This is a genomic window from Rhizobium sp. BR 250 (assembly GCF_047445855.1).
Classification (GTDB): domain Bacteria; phylum Pseudomonadota; class Alphaproteobacteria; order Rhizobiales; family Rhizobiaceae; genus Agrobacterium; species Agrobacterium tumefaciens_I.
On sequence record NZ_JARWKW010000011.1, the window covers coordinates 71,704 to 90,401 of the forward strand.

18 protein-coding genes are annotated in these 18,698 nt (G+C 60.7%); 15 read left to right on the forward strand and 3 right to left on the reverse strand.

Going from position 1 to position 18,698, the window contains the following annotated elements; all coding sequences use genetic code 11:
• Positions 1 to 37: 37 nt before the first annotated feature.
• The gene (locus QD336_RS17850; protein ID WP_269346522.1) at positions 38 to 1,078 is read right to left on the reverse strand and encodes a LacI family DNA-binding transcriptional regulator; all 1,041 of its coding nucleotides are present in this window, start codon (positions 1,076 to 1,078) and stop codon (positions 38 to 40) included.
• Positions 1,079 to 1,226: 148 nt separating this feature from the next.
• Between QD336_RS17850 and QD336_RS17855 the strand changes: the two genes are divergently transcribed.
• From QD336_RS17855 to QD336_RS17895, 9 genes are all read left to right on the forward strand, one after another.
• Entirely contained in the window at positions 1,227 to 2,192 is a 966-nt protein-coding gene (locus QD336_RS17855) for a substrate-binding domain-containing protein (protein WP_499171556.1), read from the forward strand.
• Between the two features lie 98 nt (positions 2,193 to 2,290).
• Positions 2,291 to 3,295, forward strand: coding sequence for an ABC transporter permease (locus tag QD336_RS17860; protein WP_269346518.1), 1,005 nt, complete (start codon positions 2,291 to 2,293; stop codon positions 3,293 to 3,295).
• 9 nt (positions 3,296 to 3,304) lie between these two features.
• Positions 3,305 to 4,126 carry an ATP-binding cassette domain-containing protein gene (locus QD336_RS17865; RefSeq protein ID WP_499171557.1) on the forward strand — a complete coding sequence of 274 codons (822 nt, stop codon included), beginning with the start codon at positions 3,305 to 3,307 and terminating at the stop codon, positions 4,124 to 4,126.
• Positions 4,127 to 4,149: 23 nt separating this feature from the next.
• Complete coding sequence (locus QD336_RS17870) at positions 4,150 to 5,052, forward strand: sugar phosphate isomerase/epimerase family protein (RefSeq protein WP_269346514.1); 903 nt, start codon at positions 4,150 to 4,152, stop codon at positions 5,050 to 5,052.
• 83 nt (positions 5,053 to 5,135) lie between these two features.
• Entirely contained in the window at positions 5,136 to 6,308 is a 1,173-nt protein-coding gene (locus QD336_RS17875; protein WP_499171558.1) for a Gfo/Idh/MocA family protein, read from the forward strand.
• 78 nt (positions 6,309 to 6,386) lie between these two features.
• Positions 6,387 to 7,328: a sugar phosphate isomerase/epimerase family protein gene (locus tag QD336_RS17880; protein ID WP_499171559.1), complete on the forward strand. Its 942-nt coding sequence runs from the start codon at positions 6,387 to 6,389 to the stop codon at positions 7,326 to 7,328.
• 56 nt (positions 7,329 to 7,384) lie between these two features.
• Positions 7,385 to 8,314, forward strand: coding sequence for a sugar phosphate isomerase/epimerase family protein (locus QD336_RS17885; RefSeq protein WP_499171560.1), 930 nt, complete (start codon positions 7,385 to 7,387; stop codon positions 8,312 to 8,314).
• A 237-nt stretch (positions 8,315 to 8,551) separates the two neighbouring features.
• On the forward strand, positions 8,552 to 9,298 hold the full coding sequence (locus tag QD336_RS17890; protein WP_499171561.1) for an SDR family NAD(P)-dependent oxidoreductase: 747 nt from the start codon (positions 8,552 to 8,554) through the stop codon (positions 9,296 to 9,298).
• 10 nt (positions 9,299 to 9,308) lie between these two features.
• Complete coding sequence (locus QD336_RS17895) at positions 9,309 to 9,638, forward strand: L-rhamnose mutarotase (RefSeq protein WP_499171562.1); 330 nt, start codon at positions 9,309 to 9,311, stop codon at positions 9,636 to 9,638.
• A gap of 29 nt (positions 9,639 to 9,667) precedes the next feature.
• Here the strand turns inward: QD336_RS17895 and QD336_RS17900 are convergent, their stop codons facing one another.
• Both QD336_RS17900 and QD336_RS17905 read right to left on the reverse strand, forming a co-directional pair.
• Positions 9,668 to 10,417 carry a GntR family transcriptional regulator gene (locus QD336_RS17900; protein WP_269346506.1) on the reverse strand — a complete coding sequence of 250 codons (750 nt, stop codon included), beginning with the start codon at positions 10,415 to 10,417 and terminating at the stop codon, positions 9,668 to 9,670.
• A 199-nt stretch (positions 10,418 to 10,616) separates the two neighbouring features.
• Complete coding sequence (locus tag QD336_RS17905) at positions 10,617 to 11,669, reverse strand: aldo/keto reductase (protein WP_499171667.1); 1,053 nt, start codon at positions 11,667 to 11,669, stop codon at positions 10,617 to 10,619.
• Between the two features lie 214 nt (positions 11,670 to 11,883).
• Between QD336_RS17905 and QD336_RS17910 the strand changes: the two genes are divergently transcribed.
• From QD336_RS17910 to QD336_RS17935, 6 genes are all read left to right on the forward strand, one after another.
• Positions 11,884 to 13,395: a UxaA family hydrolase gene (locus tag QD336_RS17910; protein WP_499171563.1), complete on the forward strand. Its 1,512-nt coding sequence runs from the start codon at positions 11,884 to 11,886 to the stop codon at positions 13,393 to 13,395.
• A 21-nt stretch (positions 13,396 to 13,416) separates the two neighbouring features.
• The gene (locus QD336_RS17915) at positions 13,417 to 14,262 is read left to right on the forward strand and encodes a fumarylacetoacetate hydrolase family protein (protein ID WP_499171564.1); all 846 of its coding nucleotides are present in this window, start codon (positions 13,417 to 13,419) and stop codon (positions 14,260 to 14,262) included.
• Positions 14,259 to 15,131 carry an amidohydrolase family protein gene (locus QD336_RS17920; RefSeq protein WP_499171565.1) on the forward strand — a complete coding sequence of 291 codons (873 nt, stop codon included), beginning with the start codon at positions 14,259 to 14,261 and terminating at the stop codon, positions 15,129 to 15,131. Before QD336_RS17915 ends, QD336_RS17920 begins: the two co-directional genes overlap by 4 nt.
• Positions 15,132 to 15,211: 80 nt before the next feature.
• Positions 15,212 to 16,711: a sugar ABC transporter ATP-binding protein gene (locus tag QD336_RS17925; RefSeq protein ID WP_499171566.1), complete on the forward strand. Its 1,500-nt coding sequence runs from the start codon at positions 15,212 to 15,214 to the stop codon at positions 16,709 to 16,711.
• Positions 16,708 to 17,706 (forward strand): ABC transporter permease, encoded by a 999-nt coding sequence (locus tag QD336_RS17930; RefSeq protein WP_499171567.1) that lies wholly within the window; start codon positions 16,708 to 16,710, stop codon positions 17,704 to 17,706. Before QD336_RS17925 ends, QD336_RS17930 begins: the two co-directional genes overlap by 4 nt.
• Positions 17,703 to 18,668: an ABC transporter permease gene (locus tag QD336_RS17935; RefSeq protein WP_499171569.1), complete on the forward strand. Its 966-nt coding sequence runs from the start codon at positions 17,703 to 17,705 to the stop codon at positions 18,666 to 18,668. The genes QD336_RS17930 and QD336_RS17935 overlap by 4 nt, the downstream gene beginning before the upstream one ends.
• The last annotated feature ends 30 nt before the right edge of the window (positions 18,669 to 18,698 follow it).

Consider the following 18,698-nt stretch of genomic DNA (forward strand, 5'->3'; position numbering starts at 1 on the left):
TCGCTCTCACCCTGTTCCAACAGCGGGCAGCGCGTTCCTATGTCCAGATACTTTCGGGCGTCAGTATCTCGAAAGGAACGATCCGCTGTTCGACGGAGGACGAATCTCCGTTTTCGATACGCCGTAACATCACGTCGATCAATTGATGCGGCATCTTGTCGAGGGGAAGTGGAAGCGCGGCGGTGATCAGCCCTTCGTTCAGGCCCTTGCGCGTTTCCGGACCGATATCGTTGCAGACGATCTTGATGCCGCGCTGTTTCTCGGCCGGCAGTTCCCGGAGCGCACGCAGGACCCCCGATATGCCGCCGCCATTGACATAAATCCCTCTGAGGCCGGGTTCGGCAGCAATCATGTCCCGGATGATGACATAGGCGTTTTCCGGCTCCTCGTGGGTCAGCAGCGTTTCGGCCACCTGAAGTTCGGGCGTGTTTTCGCGCATATAGGAGCGGAAGCTTGCGTCCGAGACATCCTGGGTCTGATAGCGGTTGCTGCCGATCAGCGGCACCACCACTCCCTCCCCCTTCACCGTCTGGCTGAGAAACCATGCCGCCGTGCGGCCGCGTTTCCAGCTGTCGGTTCCCACAAACCCCGCACGGCTCGCCGCCGACAGATCGGACACATAGGTGACCACCGGAACGCTCCTGCTCCGTAGCTCGTCAATCGCCTGGCTGACGAGCGGGTGATCGGCCGTGATGACCGCAATCGCGCTGCAGGATTGCCCCATCTTCAGAAGATTGGCGGAAACCGCCTCCGGTGAGAGATCATCTTCGAAAACGACATCCGGCTCTATGACACTGTCCGTCCTCTGGCGCGCCGCCGTAACAATGCCTTCCGCCCACAACCGATAAAGCGGCCGATGGGATTGCTGCAACAGGAAACCTAGCCGGAAATGGGGCATGGCCTCGCGGCGCCGGTCCCTGATGGTGCCAAGACCATAAAAACCGATCTCCTCCGCCGCCTGCAATATCTGGTCGATCGTATCCTCACGCACGGCGCTCGAACCGTGCAGCACCCGGTTCACCGTGGAAATGCTGACGCCGGCGGCTTTGGCAAGATCGGCAATGGTCGGTCGATTCATCTGGCCTCACAATCGTATCATTCGTGAATGACATGAAATGATATTAAATGCAACATCAAATGAAATATAAATTCCATTTCCGAAGGAATGAAAGATATAAATCATCCTGTCATTTTCGTCCGTCGGGAGAACGGACAGGGAGGAAACAATGGCATTTTTCAGGAAATTTCTCATAGCGGGCGCCGCATCGCTGGCGCTGGCATCCGGCGTATCTGCGGCCAATATCGCCGTCGTTGGCGGCAAAAATGACGATGCGTTCTGGAACCTCATCAAAAAAGGTCTGGATGACGCGCGCCTCGTGGTCGAGGCGAACGGCGGCAAGGTCAATTACCTGCGCCTGCAGACCTATGACAATTTTGCGCCCGATGTGGTGCAACTGATCCAGACCGCCATCAGCCAGAAGGTCGACGGTCTCGTCATTCCGAACTGGGTCCCGGAAGGTGAGGACCCGGCGATACGGGAGGCCATCAGTGCCGGCATCAAGGTCATTCTCATGAATGCCGGAGGACACGAGAAGGCCAGGGAACTCGGCGCGATCAACTATGTCGGCTCCGATGAATATATTGCCGGCGTCGCAGGCGGCGAATATTTCGCGAAACAGGGCAAAAAGAACGTCATCTGCGTCAACACCGTTCCGGGAGCCGCCAATCAGGAGGCGCGTTGCAAAGGTGTCATCGACGGCATTACCAAAGCCGGCGGCGCCGGCAAGCAACTGCCGCTTCCCGCCACCAGTTTCGGCGATGCTACCGCTGTGGCCGAGGCGATCAAGGCAACCTTGCTTCAGGACGGCAAGATCGATGGCGTTCTCACCATTTCGGCAGGCGACGCGGATTCCGCCGCCATCGGCGTCATGCAGGCCGGGAAGACCGAAGCCGCCCTGCTCGGCACTTTCGACCTCAACCAGTCCGGCCTCGACCGCATCAAGGACGGCACGCAGGGTTTTGCAATCGACCAGCAGCCCTATCTGCAATCCCTGCTCGCCGTGACGCTGCTTGCCTCGGCCATCGATTTCGGCACCGACCTACCAACCGCGCCGATCCTGACCGGACCCAAAATCGTCGACAAATCCAACATCGAAGCCACGCTTGCCGGCGTCGCCAAGGGTGCGCGCTGAGCGATGACCCACGCCCTGTCCCGATCCCGAATTCGGGCTCGGGGCAAGGCGGCAGGGACATCGCAGCAAACCCCAGCATCAATAGTGGAGTGAACGACGTGAAAAATCTCTCTTTGGGCGACCTTCTGCGCCGCCCGGAATCCGGCGCCTTTCTTGGCCTTGTTTTTGTTCTTGTCTTCTTCGTTGTCTTCGGCAGCATTGAATTCCTCAAGCCCGCAGGTGCCGCAAGCTGGCTGAATGTCGCCGCCAATCTCGGTATCGTCGCCATTCCCGTCGGGCTGCTGATGATTTCAGGCGAACTGGATATTTCCATCGGCGCGATGATCCCGGCCGGCGCTCTGACCGTCGCCATCATCACCGGTTATTACGGCATGCCGATCTGGCTCGGCATCATCGGCGCGCTTGGCCTTGGGGTGCTTGTCGGGCTGATCAACGGCTTTCTGGTGATACGGACCGTGGTGCCATCCTTGATCGTCACGCTCGGCACGCTCTTTGCGGTGCAGGGGCTGATCCTCGGTTTTTCCGTGCTGCTGACCGGCACGACCAGCGTGGCGTTGAGCCCCGCCCAGTCCGGCCCGATTGCCAAATTCCTGTTCGGCCAATTCATCGGCGGCAGTTTTCAGGTCAGCATCGTCTGGTGGCTGCTGCTAACGGCGATCTATATCTTCTATGTCCACTATTCGCCCTTCGGAAACTGGATATTCGCCATGGGCGGCGACCGGGTGAGCGCCCGCAACGCCGGCATCCCCACCGACAAGCTGACGGTCACGCTTTTTGTCCTTTCCTCCGTCAGCGCCGCCTTCGTCGGCGTCTGCCAGGCCATATTGTTCAATGTCGCCCAGGTTTCGGCCGGCATGACCTTCATCTTCAACTCCATCATCGCGGTCGTCGTGGGCGGGGTGTTGCTGACCGGCGGCTTCGGTTCGGTCATCGGCATATTTCTCGGCACCATCACCTTCGCCATCGTCAATCAGGGCATTTATTTCACCTCGTTTGACCGCAACTGGTCGAGCCTCATCATCGGCGTCATGCTGCTTTTGGCGGTGCTGATGAACAACACCTTCCGCGTCATGGCGCTCACCTATTCACCGAAGAAGAAGTGAGGCCCGCCCATGACGACACCCATTCTCGAACTCAGAAACGTCAACAAATCCTTCGGCCCCATCGATGTGCTTCACGATATCTCGCTGAAGGTGCGGGCAGGCGAAGTGCTCTGCCTGCTGGGAGACAATGGCGCGGGCAAATCCACGCTCATCAAGACGCTCGCCGGCGTCTACCAGCCCAGTTCCGGCGAAGTGCTGATGGATGGCAAGCCGGTTCATTTCGACGGGCCGCGCGATGCGCAGCGCATGGGCATTTCCACCGTACACCAGTTCGGCGGAACCTTTCCGCTGATGAGCATCGGCCGCTCCTTCTTCGTCGGCGCTGAACCCACCAAAGGCTTCTGGCCTTTCCGGGTCTACGACCGCAAGAAGGCCAATGAAATCGCCGTCAAGGCGGTGCAGGAATTCGGCATCACCCGCATCGATGATGGCGACCGGCTGATCGGCGGGCTTTCCGGCGGCGAACGGCAATCACTTGCCATAGCCCGCGCCGTACATTTTGGCGCCCGTGTTCTGATTCTCGATGAACCGACGGCGGCACTTGGCGTGAAACAGGCGTCCCACGTTCTGCGCATCGTGCTGGAAGCGCGCAAGCGCGGCATCGCGGTGATCTTCATCACCCATCAGGTCACCCACGCCATCGCCGTCGGCGATCATTTCGCCGTGCTCATCCGCGGTGCGGTCGCTGCCAATTTCCGCAAGGGCGAAAAATCCCGCGAGGAAATCACCGATCTGATGGCCGGCGGCGAGGCGCTCGCCGATCTCGGCGCCGAGGTGGAAAATTACATGGCCAGCCATGACGGCCACCCGCCGCAGCAGCCATCCAATTAAGACGTAGAGAAGGATCAAGACCGATGAAAATCGCCATCGACCCCCACATGCACCGTTTCACCAGCCTCGATGAGCTGCCCGCCAAGGTGAAGGAACTCGGCTACGACTGGATCGAACTCAGCCCACGCGCCGATTTCCTTGAATGGTTCAAGGCGCCGCGCGTCTTTCCCGAGCGCATCCGGTCGTTCAGGAAGGCGCTGAAAGACGCCGATGTCGGCATCGCCTCGCTGCTGCCCATGTATCGCTGGGCTTCCAATGACGAGACCGAACGCCAGGCAGCGGTAAAGCACTGGAAACGCGCCATCGAGATCGCCATCGAACTCGAGGTCGACACGATGAACTCCGAATTCGGCCGCGGACCACATCCCGACAAGGGATCATGTTACTGCTGCCATACCGGCTCGATGATCGAGGCCTGCGAAGACGCCTGGTGGCGCTCGATGGAAGAACTGGTGCCGATCTTCGAGCGCGAAGGCATCAATCTGCATGTCGAGCCGCATCCCGAAGACTGGTGCGAAACGCTGCAGCCGGCGCTCGATATCATCCGCACCGTCAATTCGAAGAACGTCAAGTTCCTCTATTGCGCCCCGCATACCTTCTATTTCGGCGACGACACCAAGGCGATGCTGCGCGAGGCGAAGGATGTGCTCGCCCATGTACATGTGGGCGATACCTTCAACCATAAGGCCAGTTCCGGGCTGCGTTACATTCTCAATCCGCCCGGCACGCAGGCGCGGGTGCATCAGCATCTCAATATCGGCCAGGGCGAAGTGCCATGGGACGACTTCTTCGGCACGCTTTCCGAAATCGGCTTCGACGGCATCATGACCTCCTGCGTTTTCGCCTGGGAGGACAGGGCAGATGAATCGAGCCGGTTCATGCGAAGCAAGATGCAGGACTATATCGACCTCTATTTCAAGAAATAGCGCGGCAAACCGGCACCGATGCCGAGGCGGAGCTTGCCTGCGGCCACGGGCCATTCGGAACATCCAATCAAAAGGCGACTGACATGATCAATGGAGAAAGACTGATTTCGCGCCCGCTGCGCTGGGCCATGGTGGGCGGCGGACGCACGGGACAGGTGGGCTATAAACACCGCACCGGCGCGCTTCGTGATGGCAACTACCAGCTCGTTGCAGGCGCCTTCGATCTCGATGCCGAAAGGGGCCTCGATTTCGGCGTCAATCTCGGCGTGGCGGCGGAACGCTGCTATCAGGATTACAAGGCGCTGATTGCCGGCGAAACGGCACGCGAAGACGGCGTGGACGTCGTATCCATCGCCACTCCCAATTTCACCCATTACGAAATCACCAAGGCCTGCCTTGAGGCCGGGCTGCATGTCATCTGCGAAAAACCGCTGTTCTTCACCGTGGCCGAATGCGACGAGGTGGCGCGGCTCGCCGAACAGAAGGGCCTGATCGTTGGCGTTACCTATGGCTTTACCGGGCATCCGCTCGTCCACCAGATGGCGGCCATGGTGAAAAAGGGAATGCTGGGCGACATCCGCATCATCGACCTGCAATATACCCACGGCTTCAACGCCGGTGACGATGTGGGCGCGGGCGAGGCCGTCAAATGGCGCACCAATCCCCGCACCGCCGGCCCGACCTTCGTTTTGGGCGATATCGGCACGCATCTCTATTATCTCTCGGAAGTCGTCCTGCCCCATATGCGGGTGGAACGCCTGCTCTGCGACCGCAAGGCCTTCATCCCCACCCGCGCGCCGCTGGAAGACCACGCCACCGTTCTGATGCATTATGACAACGGCGCACGCGGTCGCCTCTGGGTCTCCTCCATCAATGCCGGCAATATGGGATCACAGCGTTACCGTTTCGTCGGCTCCAAGGCCTCGCTTGAATGGTCCGATTCCCATCCCGACCAGCTGATCTACGAGGTTCAGGGGGAGCCCGGCCGCATCCTGCACCACGGCATGCCCTATCTGGAACAGGAAAGCCTCGCCATCGATCGTATGGGTGCGCTGCATACCGAAGGTCTCGGCGACAGCTGGTCGAACATCTATCTCTGGATCGCCCAGGCGATCGACGCGGCCAATCGCGGCGACAAGGCCTTTCTGAAGACCCACCATTATCCCGGCATCACGGCTGGTACCGAAGGTGTTCGCTGGTTGGAAAACTGCGTCCGCTCGGCCGATGCCGGCGCCGCCTGGATCGACTTCGCATAATCGGCTTGGGGACGCGCCGGACAACTCTCCCGTCCTCCTCCTCAAGCGTGTCCCCATTTTTTTCAGAAAGACGACACGATGAAACTCGCGATTTGTACTGATGTCATGGCAAACCTGCCCTTCACCGAGATGCTCGACAAATGCGTCGCGCTTGGCGTCGAAGGCATCGAGATGACCGGTGGCGGCTGGTCCAGTGGCCCGCATTTCCGCGCCGACGAACTTCTGGCGGACAAGGGGCTTCTCAGGTCCAGGCTGAAGGAAATCGAGGCTCGCGGCCTCGAAATCGCTGCGCTGAATTGCTCGGCCAACCCGCTTGATCCCGGCGATATGGGCAAGCGCCACCTGAAGGAAATGCAGGACACCATCCGGCTGGCGGGCGAAATCGGCGTGACGAAGATCGTCACCATGTCCGGCCTGCCGGAGGCAGCGCCTGGCGATACGGTGCCGAACTGGCTCGTCTACACCAGAAGCTGGCCGAACGAGATGCCTGAGCGCGACCGTTACCAATGGGAAGATCGCGCCTTCCCGCTCTGGCATGGGCTCGTGAAGCTCGCCAAGGAAGCCGGCGTCGAGAAATATGCACTCGAGAATTTCTCGGCCATGCTCGTCTGGAACCCGGAAACCCTGTTTCGCCTGCGCAACGAGGTCGGCCCGACGGTCGGCATGAATCTCGATCCGTCGCATCTGATGTGGATGGGGGCCGATCCCATCGCCTCTGCCCGTGCACTCGGCGGCGCAATCCATCATTGCCACGGCAAGGACACCCGCATCGAACGCGGGTTGGCGGATGTCAACGGCCTCTTGGAGCTGAAAGAGGTGACTGATGTCGCCAACCGCAGCTGGAATTATGTGGCGGTGGGCGCCGGCCGCGACCTGCAATGGTGGAAGGAGTTCTTCTCCGTGGTGCGCATGGCCGGTTACAACGGCTGGGTCAGCCTGGAAATGGAAGATTTCACCATGTCCACCGAGGCGGGCATCCAGTCCTCCATCGATGCCCTTCAGGCCACCATCAGCCGCTGAGACCCGCTCCGGGCCGCAGAAATGCGGCTCGATACCGATCGCGCCACGAGGACGCCATGACCAACCCGATCACCATCACCACCGCTCCCTGCTGCTGGGGCGTCGACGACGTCAAGAACCCCCATCTGCCCGATTGGGAAAAAGTGCTGGACGAGGCAAAGGCCGCCGGCTTCGGCGGGCTGGAACTTGGTCCCTACGGCTATCTGCCGCTCGATCTCAGCCGCGTTTCGCAGGCGCTGGACGAGCGTGGCCTGAAGATCGTCGCCGGCACGATCTTCGATGATCTGGTCTCACCGGAAAACCGCAACAACCTGCTGCGCCAGACCGACGAGATCTGCGCACTGATTACCCGCCTGCCGAAACCGGAAACCCATGCCTGCCAGCGTTTTCCTGCCCCCTACCTGACAGTGATGGACTGGGGCCATGAAGAACGCGATTATGCCGCCGGCCATTCAGACCGCGCGCCGCGCCTCGATGAAGCCGCATGGAACGGCATGGTCGAAAACATCCGCGCCATCGCAACGCTCGCGCGTGACAAATATGGCGTGCGCGCCACGATCCATCCGCATGCCGGCGGCTACATCGAATTTGCAGACGAGCTGCAACGGATCATCGAGGATATTCCCGCCGATCTTGCGGGCCTCTGCCTCGATACCGGCCATATGACCTATTCCGGAATGGACCCCGCCGCCACGCTTCGCCGCTATTGGGGCCGTGTCGACTATATTCATTTCAAGGATATCGACGCCGCGGTTTTTGAAGAGGTGACGGGAGAACACATCCGCTTCTTCGACGCCTGCGCCAAGGGCGTCATGTGCCCGATCGGCCGCGGTTCGATCGATTATCCGGCTATCCGCAGCCTCCTGACGGAACTTGGCTATGGCGGCTACATCACCATCGAGCAGGAGCGCGATCCGCGTAACGCCGGCGGCGTTCTTGCCGATCTGGCGGCCAGCAGGGCATTTCTCTCCGCAAACGGATTCTGAAGCGCAGTCACGCCGGACACCGCCCATCCCGTGGTGCCGGATCAAGCCCCGTTTGCTCGATAAAGCGAAACCTGTCTGCGCCGCCACGTTGCGTCAGGCCGCGCCCTCGGCAGTTTTCCACGCCCACCCTCCGGCAAGACCATCCCTGATCGCACGTCAGAGCGAGAGCGTGATTTCCTCTTTTTAAATTCAAAATACTAGTATAATAGTTCCTCTCACAGTCAGGTGGAGGATGACATGAACAGGATTGATCTCGACGGACAGGTTGCCGTGGTGACCGGCGGCGCACAGGGAATTGGCCTTGCCATTGCAAGGCGACTTATCGAATCCGGGGCGAAGGTCAGCCTTTGGGATATGAGCGAGGCAGCGATCGAGCAGGCCTGCGGCGTGCTTGGGGAAAGCGCCAGCGGCAAGGTCGTTGATGTCACCGATTTTGCCGACCTTGCACGCGTTCATGCCGAGGTCGAAGCCGAGACCGGTCCCGTGTCGATCCTCGTCAACTCCGCCGGAATTGCCGGGGGCAATGCGACCCTTGAGGACTATGACATCGAGGAATGGCGGCATGTCGTCGAGGTGAACCTGAACGGCACCTTTTATGTCAACAAGACCGTGATCCCTTCCATGAAGGCCAGGAATTACGGCAGGATCGTCAATATTTCTTCGGTCGCCGGCAAGGAGGGCAATCCCAAGCTCTCAGCCTATTCCGCAGCCAAGGCTGGCGTGATCGGCCTGACCAAATCTCTCGGCAAGGAACTTGCCGGACACGATATTGCTGTCAACGCGATCACGCCGGCAACGGCACGCACCCGGATTCTCGAAACGCTGACGCCGGAATTCATCGATTACATGCTGACGCGAATTCCGCGTGGTCGCTTTCTGGAGGTCGAAGAGGCTGCCGCAATGGTCGCATGGCTGGTGAGCCGCGAAAACAGCTTCACCACCGCCTCGGTTTTTGACCTTTCCGGCGGCCGGACGACCTATTGAGGAACCTCCGATGACGCGCATGGGATTTTGCCTCAACCTCAGGCCCGGTACGGTCGAGGAATATAAGAGGCTCCACGCCAATGTATGGCCGGAGGTACTGGAGGCCATCACCCGCGCCAATATCACAAATTATTCGATTTTTCTGAAAGAACCGGAGAACCTGCTCTTCGGCTATTGGGAATATACGGGAGATGATTTCTCCGCCGATATGGCGGAGATGGCGAAGGGCCAACGGATGCAGGAATGGTGGGCGATCTGCGAGCCTCTGCAATTGCCATTCCCAACGCGTCGGCCGGAAGAATGGTGGACGCAGATGACCGAGGTCTTCCACATGGATTGACCACGGCACCGTCATCTTCCGGGCGCGTTTCAGACGCCAGCAAGACCACTGGCTTCAATACTGCCGAGCAGTTTCAGCGTATTGCTGAGCGAGGTCTCCAGATGTTCCTTGATCGCCCTTTCGGCCGCTTCCGGGTCATGCGCCTCCAGGGCGTCAACAATGGCGCTGTGTTGCTCGATCGTCGTTTCACCGGCTCCCGGCGAAGGCAGCGACAGAAGGCGGCAACGATCCATCTGCGCCTTGGTAATGTCCACCACGCGCCACAGCATGGAATAACCGTTGACCTCCGCAATGACCCGGTGAAAGGCATCATCGTGATCGATCGCATCCTCGAAGCGACCTCTTTTGACCGAAAGGGCGTGGAGATCGATAATGTCGCGCAGGCGCTGCACCGCATCCGCGCTGATGGTTTCCGCCGCACGGCGAACGCTTTCCCGCTCCAGCGCTATGCGGATGATATAAGCTTCCTGCACCTGCCCGCGGCTGATGGGTCTGACGAAGGTTCCGGCCTGGGCACGGACGTCGATCAGCCCCTCATCTTCGACACGTTTCACGGCCTCGCGTACCGGCGTGCGCGACGTGCCGAGACGCTCGGCAATCTCTATTTCATTGACCGGTGAACCGGGCGCAAGCCTGCCGGTCACGATGGCGCGGCGAACGAGCTGGTATATCTGGTCGCGAAGCGGCATATTCCGCGTGATCGTCACGCCATTGAGGAACCCGGTCAAATCGGATTTGTCCTGCAAGGAACGGCCGGCATTCGCCTCTTCTTTTGACACGTCCGTATTCTCCCATCAAAAACCGGACTCACCGGCAGAAATTTCTTTAGCCGGTTTCTGGCCCGCAACCAACCTCCCTCATGATTTCGAAGCAAGCCGTGCATGGAAGAAGACACGATGAACCCGGCGGCTTTTGATTTTCACCGCCATCCTCTTGGAAGTGCCCGGTCCCGTCATGGCAGTCCTGCGTCGATGCTCCTCATGTTTCGGTCAAGACCGGCATCGGCGCCAGCAGGCCGTTTTCCTGCAAGGCCTGCCACAATTCTTCCGGTATGTCCGTCTCGAACCATCCGACCGATTGCAACAGCTTATCGGGATGTTTGGCCCCCACCAGCACCGAAGCGACCGCGGGATGAAACAGCGGGAACTGCACCGCCGCCGCCCCCAGCGGCACATTAAAAGCGGCACAGACCCGCGCCAGTTCCTCCGTGCGCCGGACGATCTCGGCAGGCGCATCCTTGTAGTTGAACTTGGCGTTGGCCGCTGTGCCCGTCGCCAGAATGCCGGAATTGAAGACCCCGCCAATGACGATGGCCGTGCCCTGCCGCCGGGCGCGATCAAGCAACGGCATCGCATCCTGTTCCAGCAGGCTGTGCCGGCCGGCCAGGAGGCAGCAATCGAGGTGAACCTCATCCATGGCGGCGGCGATCACCTCCGCCTCGTTGACGCCGAGCCCGAAGCCGGCGATCAAGCCCGCCTCACGCAATTCCGAGAGTGCCCTGAAACCGCCCGACGTCAATTGCCGCCAGAGCGCGGCATTTCTTTCACCGTGGGTGAGGACGCCAATGTCGTGGATAAAGAGAATATCGAGATGATCGGTACCCATGCGCTGCTGGCTGTCGTCAAAGCTGCGCATGATGCCGTCATAGCTGTAATCAAAGATTTCGCGAAACGGCAGCCCATTCTGCCAGCCCGGATCCAGCGGATTTTTCGGCGGCTCCGGTGGCAGGTGGCGACCTGGCCGGTCGTTGGCGAAAAGCCTGCCGACCTTGGTGCTGACGACCGCCTCATCGCGCTGCGGTTCCTCGCGCAAAAACTGCCCGAGCAGATGCTCCGCCCGGGTGAGCCCATACATGGGCGCCACATCGAAATAACGGATGCCGCTATTCCATGCCGCCTGAAGCGTCGCCAGCGCATCGGCGGCACTCACCGGCGTATAAAGCCCGCCAAGCGACGCGCAGCCCATGCTGAGTGCCGTTACGGAAAGCTTCGTGGCTCCCAGACGTCGTTTATCCCCTGCCCGCATCGCAATCTCCTGTGCATTGGCGGATCGTTACACTAATATAATATGAAATCAAGATTCTTTGGAGGAAGCCGCCGATGCAGGTGTAGCGCCCGTTTTCACGTACTGAAAATGCTTGCGTCACCCCTTGCAGGCACCTCTTGACCATGCTGCATTATACTAGTATTCCAATATACAGCGAAGATCGAATTTCCGGTTTCCGCCTGTTTCATGCAGAGAAATCATGGCTCGCTACATCCAACTGACTGAGACCGATAACATCATCGTCGCCGTAGAACCGATCGCGCCGGGCGAGACCGCGGCGGAGATTGCCGTTCGTGATCGTATTCCGCGGGGTCACAAAATGGCTGTGCGGGCAATCGCAAGCCGTGCGCCCATCATCAAATATGGCCAGATCATCGGCTTCGCCACGCAGGATATCGAGCCGGGGCAATGGGTCCACGAACATAACGTGACGATGCAGAGCTTCGAACGCGGTTATGCGAGCGGTGAGGAAGCAAAGCCCACGCGTTATGTCGAGCCGGAAAAGCGACGCAGCTTCGATGGCTTCCGGCGTGCTAGCGGGCGCTTCGGCACCCGCAATTACATCGCCGTCCTCACCTCGGTGAACTGTTCCGCCACCGCCTCGCGCTTCATTGCCGACGAGATCAATCGCTCGGGCATTCTCGGCCAGTTCCCGAATGTGGACGGCGTCATATCGCTCGTTCACGGCACCGGATGCGGGCTGGATATTCATGGCGAGGCCTATGAATTGCTGAAGCGTACCCAATGGGGTGTGGCGCAGAACCCGAATATTGGCGGCGTGCTGATGGTGGGGCTGGGCTGCGAGGCGTTTCAGATCCCGCGCTGGATGGATGCTTTCGGCGTCAAAGAAAGCGAGACCTTCCGCACGTTCACCATTCAGGAACTCGGCGGCACGCGCAGGACGGTGGAGGCGGGCGTCGCGGCCATCCGCGAGATGCTGCCAATGGTCAATCTTGTCAGCCGGGTTCCCGCCCCCGCTTCGGAACTGATGCTTGCGCTGCAATGCGGTGGCTCAGACGGTTATTCCGGCATCACGGCCAATCCGGCGCTTGGCATTGCCGCCGATATATTGGTCGCCGAAGGCGGCACCGCGATTCTCTCGGAAACCCCGGAGATCTATGGCGCGGAGCATCTTTTGATCCGCCGGGCGGAGCGGCCGGAGGTGGGCGAGAGGCTGGCCGAACGCATCCGCTGGTGGGAGAACTACACCCGACGGCACGATATGGAGATGAACAACAATCCCTCTCCCGGCAACAAGGCGGGCGGCCTGACGACCATTCTCGAAAAATCGCTGGGAGCGGCGATGAAGGGCGGCTCGAGCAATCTGACGGCGGTGTTCAACTATGCCGAACCGGTAGACGCCAAAGGACTGGTCTTCATGGATACGCCCGGTTACGATCCCGTTTCAGCGACCGGCCAGGTGGCGGGCGGGGCCAATATCCTATGCTTCACCACCGGGCGGGGCTCCGCTTTCGGCTGCAAGCCCACCCCCTCGATCAAGCTCGCCTCCAATTCCTACATCTTCGACAAGATGGGGGAAGATATGGACATCAATTGCGGTGACGTGCTGGACGGCACGACCTTGCAGCAGAAGGGCGAGGAAATCTTCGCCCGAATACTGGCCGTCGCCTCCGGCGAACGCACGAAATCGGAGCTTCTCGGCTATGGCGACAGCGAGTTCGTTCCCTGGTCCATCGGCGCGACGATGTAAGCCCATTAAGCAGGAGATGTCATGAAACTCGTCCGATATGGCACAGCCGGCGCCGAAAGACCCGGCCTGATCGATGAGACCGGCATTCTGCGCGATCTCTCAGATCATGTCGGGGATATCGCCGGAGAAACGCTTGCCCCGGAAAAACTGGCACAGCTTGCCGCCATTCCCGCCGACCAGCTGCCACCGGTGGAGGGTACACCGCGTTTCGGCCCCTGTGTTGCGGGCACCGGCAAATTCATCTGCATCGGCCTGAATTATGCCGATCACGCCGAAGAGTCCGGCATGGCGGTGCCGCCCGAGCCTGTCATTTTCATGAAGGCGACCTCGGCGATTGTCGGTCCGAACGACGATGTTCTTATTCCCCGCAATTCGGCCAAAACCGACTGGGAAGTCGAACTCGGCGTCATCATCGGCAAGACCACCAAATATGTGAGCGAGGCCGAGGCGCTCGACCACGTCGCCGGTTATTGCGTTTTGCACGACGTCTCCGAAAGGTCGTTCCAGACCGAACGTTCCGGGCAATGGACCAAGGGTAAATCCTGCGACACGTTCGGGCCGGTCGGGCCATGGCTGGTGACGAAAGACGAGATCGCCGATCCGCAAAATCTTAGGCTTTGGCTGAAGGTCAATGGTGAGACGATGCAGAACGGATCGACGCGCACCATGGTCTATGGCGTTTCCTTTCTGGTCTCCTATCTCAGCCAGTTCATGAGCCTGCATCCCGGCGATATCATTTCCACCGGCACGCCGCCGGGTGTCGGCATGGGCATGACGCCGCAGCGCTGGCTGAAGCCCGGCGATATCGTGGAACTCGGGATCGAAGGGCTTGGCACGCAGATCCAGCGTGTCCGAGCCGATATTTGAAGGGCAAGCGCATGGATGCCGCCGTCATCGATTCCCATCAGCATTTCTGGCGGATCGCACGCGGCGATTACGGCTGGATGTCGCCGGCGATGGGTGAGCCGCTCTATCGGGATTATCTGCCGAGCGATCTCACCCCACTTCTGCGGCGCGCCGGCGTCCACCGCACCATCGTCGTGCAGGCGGCAGCGACCGAGGCGGAAACGGCTTTTCTTCTCGATCTGGCCGCCAGCGAAGATTTCATCGCCGGTGTCGTCGGCTGGCTCGACATGGAAGACCCGGCCTTTGCCACCAAGCTGGACGCACTCGCGGCCCACCCGAAATTCGTCGGACTGCGCCCGATGCTGCAAGATATCGATGATGATGCCTATATTCTGCGTCCGGCGGTGCTTTCCAGTCTCAGCGCGATCCGCGACCGTAACATCGCTTTCGATTTCCTGACCTATCCGCGCCATCTTGCCCATGTGGCCAAGGCGCTGGAGGCGGTGCCTGACCTCCGCGCCGTCATCGACCACCTGTCGAAGCCGCCTATCGCGACCGAGATGACGCAGGGCTGGGCGGATGACCTGCACCGTGTCGCGCAGCATCCCAATGTGTTCTGCAAACTGTCGGGAATGATCACCGAGGCCTGCCGTGACAGCTGGTCGCCGGACGACCTTGCGCCCTTCGTCGCACATGCCGTCTCGGTGTTCGGGGCAAAACGGCTGATGTTCGGCAGCGACTGGCCGGTCTGCCTGCTTGCCGGCTCCTATGCGGAAGTCATCAATGCGCTGCGCGCGGTTTTGCAGAACCATATTTCCCATGACGAGATGGCCGGCGTTCTGGGAGGCAACGCTGCGCGATTCTACCGTCTGAACGGCGCGCGGAAATAAGTTCCGGCGGCACGCGGGCGTCCGCTTGCCATAACTATTATATTAATGTAACAAAGCTTGGAATGCTCTGGGAGGAGAACATGGCGGCAACGGCGAGTGCGCTGCGCATGCGGGGGATCAGCAAGATTTTTCCCGGCGTGAAGGCGCTGTCCAACGTCAATTTCACGGTCGAATACGGACGCATTCATGCCGTCGTCGGTGAAAACGGCGCGGGTAAATCGACGCTGATGAAAATTCTGAGTGGCAGCTACGTGCCAACGACCGGCACGACGGAAATTGCCGGCGTGGAGGTGCATATGCGCCGGCCGGCCGACGCCCAGAAACTCGGCATCCGCATGGTACATCAGGAACTGAACCTCGTCCCGGACCTTACCGTTGCGGAAAATATCTATCTCGGACGCATGCCGCGCCGCCGCTTTCTGGTCGACAGACAGGCCATGCTGCGCAAGGCGGCTGCGGTTCTGAAGGAACTGGAGGCGGCAATCGACCCGAAGGCACGGCTCGGTGATCTGCCGATCAGCCAGCAGCAGCTCGTCGAGATTGCCAAATCCTATTCCGCCGATCCGCGTATCATCGTCCTTGACGAGCCGACGTCCAGCCTGAGCGAGCATGAGACCGCGGCGCTGTTTTCCATTTTGCGCAAGATGAAAAGCCAGGGCATCGCCATCATCTACATCAGCCATCGGCTGAAGGAAGTGCTTGATATCGCCGACGACGTGACCATCCTGCGTGATGGCAGCATGATCGACACCCGACCGGCCGCCGGCATCACCGCCGCCGAAATGATCCGCCTCATGGTCGGCCGCGAAGTTGCCAATGTCTTTCCCAAAACGCCATCGAAGATCGGCCCGGTGGCCTTCAAGGTCACGGGACTGAGCGACGGCGACAAATTCCACGATGTCGGTTTCGATGTTCGATCGGGTGAAATCCTTGGGCTGACCGGCCTGGTAGGGGCCGGTCGCACCGAGGTCGCCCAGGCGATTTTCGGCCTTGCGCCATTGATGGCAGGCCGCATCGAGATAGACGGCAAGGCCGTTACCGTCGGTTCGCCGGCGGCAGCCGTCAAGGCCGGCATAGCCTATGTTCCCGAAGACCGAAAAGGCGACGGCATCGTGCCGTCCATGAGCGTGCGCGAAAACATCAGCCTGCCGGTGCTGCGGCGTCTGAGTCGTCTTGGCCGCATCGGCATGAGTAGGGATCGGGGACTCGCGGCGAAATATACGCGCGATTTTTCCATCGTCCCGCCCGATCCGGAGCGGCGCATCAACCTGCTTTCGGGCGGCAACCAGCAGAAGGCGATTATTTCGCGCTGGCTGGCGGCGGGGCCGAAGGTGCTGATCCTTGACGAGCCGACACGCGGCGTCGATGTCGGCGCGAAGGCGGAAATCCACCGCATCATCGGCGAACTCGTGGCCGGCGGCATGGCGGTGGTGATGATCTCGTCGGAACTGCCTGAGGTGATGGGGGTCTGCGACCGGGTGGTGGTGATGCGCGACGGACGCGCCTCCGCCCCGCTGACACGCGGAGACTTGACGGAAGAGCGCATCATGGCGCTTGCAACAGGGGAAGAACCAGCGTGAGCGACATCACCGCCATCACCGAAAAGCACAATGTCGCCCCGCGTTTTCATCGCGGCGGGCGACTGGCGGGCCTGTTCGCCAGAGGTGGCCTCCTGCTGGCCATTCTTCTCGTGATACTGTACGGCTCGTTTTCAAGCCCGGTTTTCTTCACGACGGGCAATTTCATCAATATCCTGACATCCATGGCGATCGTCGGCATCGTGGTCGTCGGTATGACCTTCGTCCTCGTCACCGGTGGGCTCGCGGATCTATCCGTGCCGGCGACCATCGCCTGCGGCGCGATCCTGTCTCTGGCGTTGCAGCCGGAGATCGGCGCCGTTCCGGCCTTCCTGGTGGCCATCGCACTTGCCGGTGCCTGCGGTCTCATCAACGGATTGCTGATCGGTTATGTCGGCGTCAATCCCATCATCGCCACCCTCGGCCTCGGCACCATCATTCTCGGCATCGTGCAGGCGGCGGTCGGCGGTGTCATCGTTTATGGGACCGATCCTGCTATCGCCGCCTTCGTCAAAAGTCGCATCCTCGGCATTCCGCTTGTCGTGCTGGTATTTCTCGCCGTCGCGGCGGCCGGCCATTTCGTCCTGTCGAGCACCATCTGGGGCCGATGGACACTCGCCACCGGCGGCAGTTACCGGGCGGCGCGGGCCAGCACCGTGCCGGTCAGGGCGGTCAAGGCCGGGGCTTTCGTCATCACCGGGCTGGTGTCCGGCCTCAGCGGCGGCCTGCTAGGCCTTACGCTGCAAAGCGCGCGTCCACTGGTCGGAACAGGTTATGAGTTCAGCGCCATCACCGCCGTCGTGGTTGGCGGCATCTCGATCATGGGCGGCTTCGGCTCCGTGCCGCGCGCCATCGCCGGCCTTATCCTCGTCCAGCTCTTGACCAATGTCATGGTGCTGCAGGGCGTTCCCACCCCCATTCAGGGCTTCGTCCTCGGGCTGCTCATCGCCTTCGCGGTTGCGCTCGACGTCGCGCTTCGCCGGAGGGCCGTGGCATGAACGAATTATTGTCTGCACTGTCGCGCTATCGGGTGGCGATCATATTGGGCGCGACGCTGGTCATCGCGGCGTTCACCGTGCCCGGCTTTGTCAGCCTCACCACCGCAAGCCTCGGTCTCGATCGCGGCGCGTCGATCGGCATCGTCGCCATCGGCCTGACGGTGCTGCTCATCGCCGGCCAGATCGATCTTTCCGTCGGTGCGGTTTTTGCCCTCTCCGGCATCGTGGCTATTTCCCTGCAGGCTGAGCTTGGCATATGGCCGGCGGCCGCGCTTGGCGTGCTGACGGGCGTCGCCGCGGGTGTCTTCAACGGCATTCTCACCGTCGGGTTGAAGATTAACGCGCTGGTGGCGACGCTCGCCAGCATGCTGATTTTCCGCTCCCTGGCGCATTGGGTGACCGGCAGCCAGCCGGTCTCGGGCACCGATATCACCTTCGCCGTCACGCTTTCGCAGGTCTATGCGGAGTTCTTCACGGCCCGCAGCGCCCTGTTTCTGGCCGGCATCGTGCTGCTCGATTTCTGGCTGAGGTGCACCGTTTCAGGCCGCAACCTGTTCGCGGTCGGATCGAACCCCATCGCCGCCGAGGCGAGCGGCATACCATCCGGCAGGACGCTGTTCCTGAGCTTCGTTTTTGCTGGCGCTCTGGCCGGGCTCGCCGGCGTTTTCGAAAGCCTGACGACCAATACGGGTTCGCCGGTCTTCGGTGCGGAAATCACCGTCGTCATCATTGCCGCCGTAGTGGTGGGAGGCACCCGGCTGGAAGGCGGCCGCGGTTCAGCGCTTGGCACGCTCGGCGGGGTTCTGACGATTGCAGCGCTGACCACGGCAATGGAGTTCCAGTCCGTACCCGCCTATGTCCAGCAGATCGTCAACGGCCTGATCCTGATCCTGCTGGTCGTGCTCGACCGCACCGTGCGCGCAAGGCCGCGCCCGGCAATGCCGATACTGAAATCCCTTTAACCGGACATGTCACTTAAGGAGGAGTTTGTG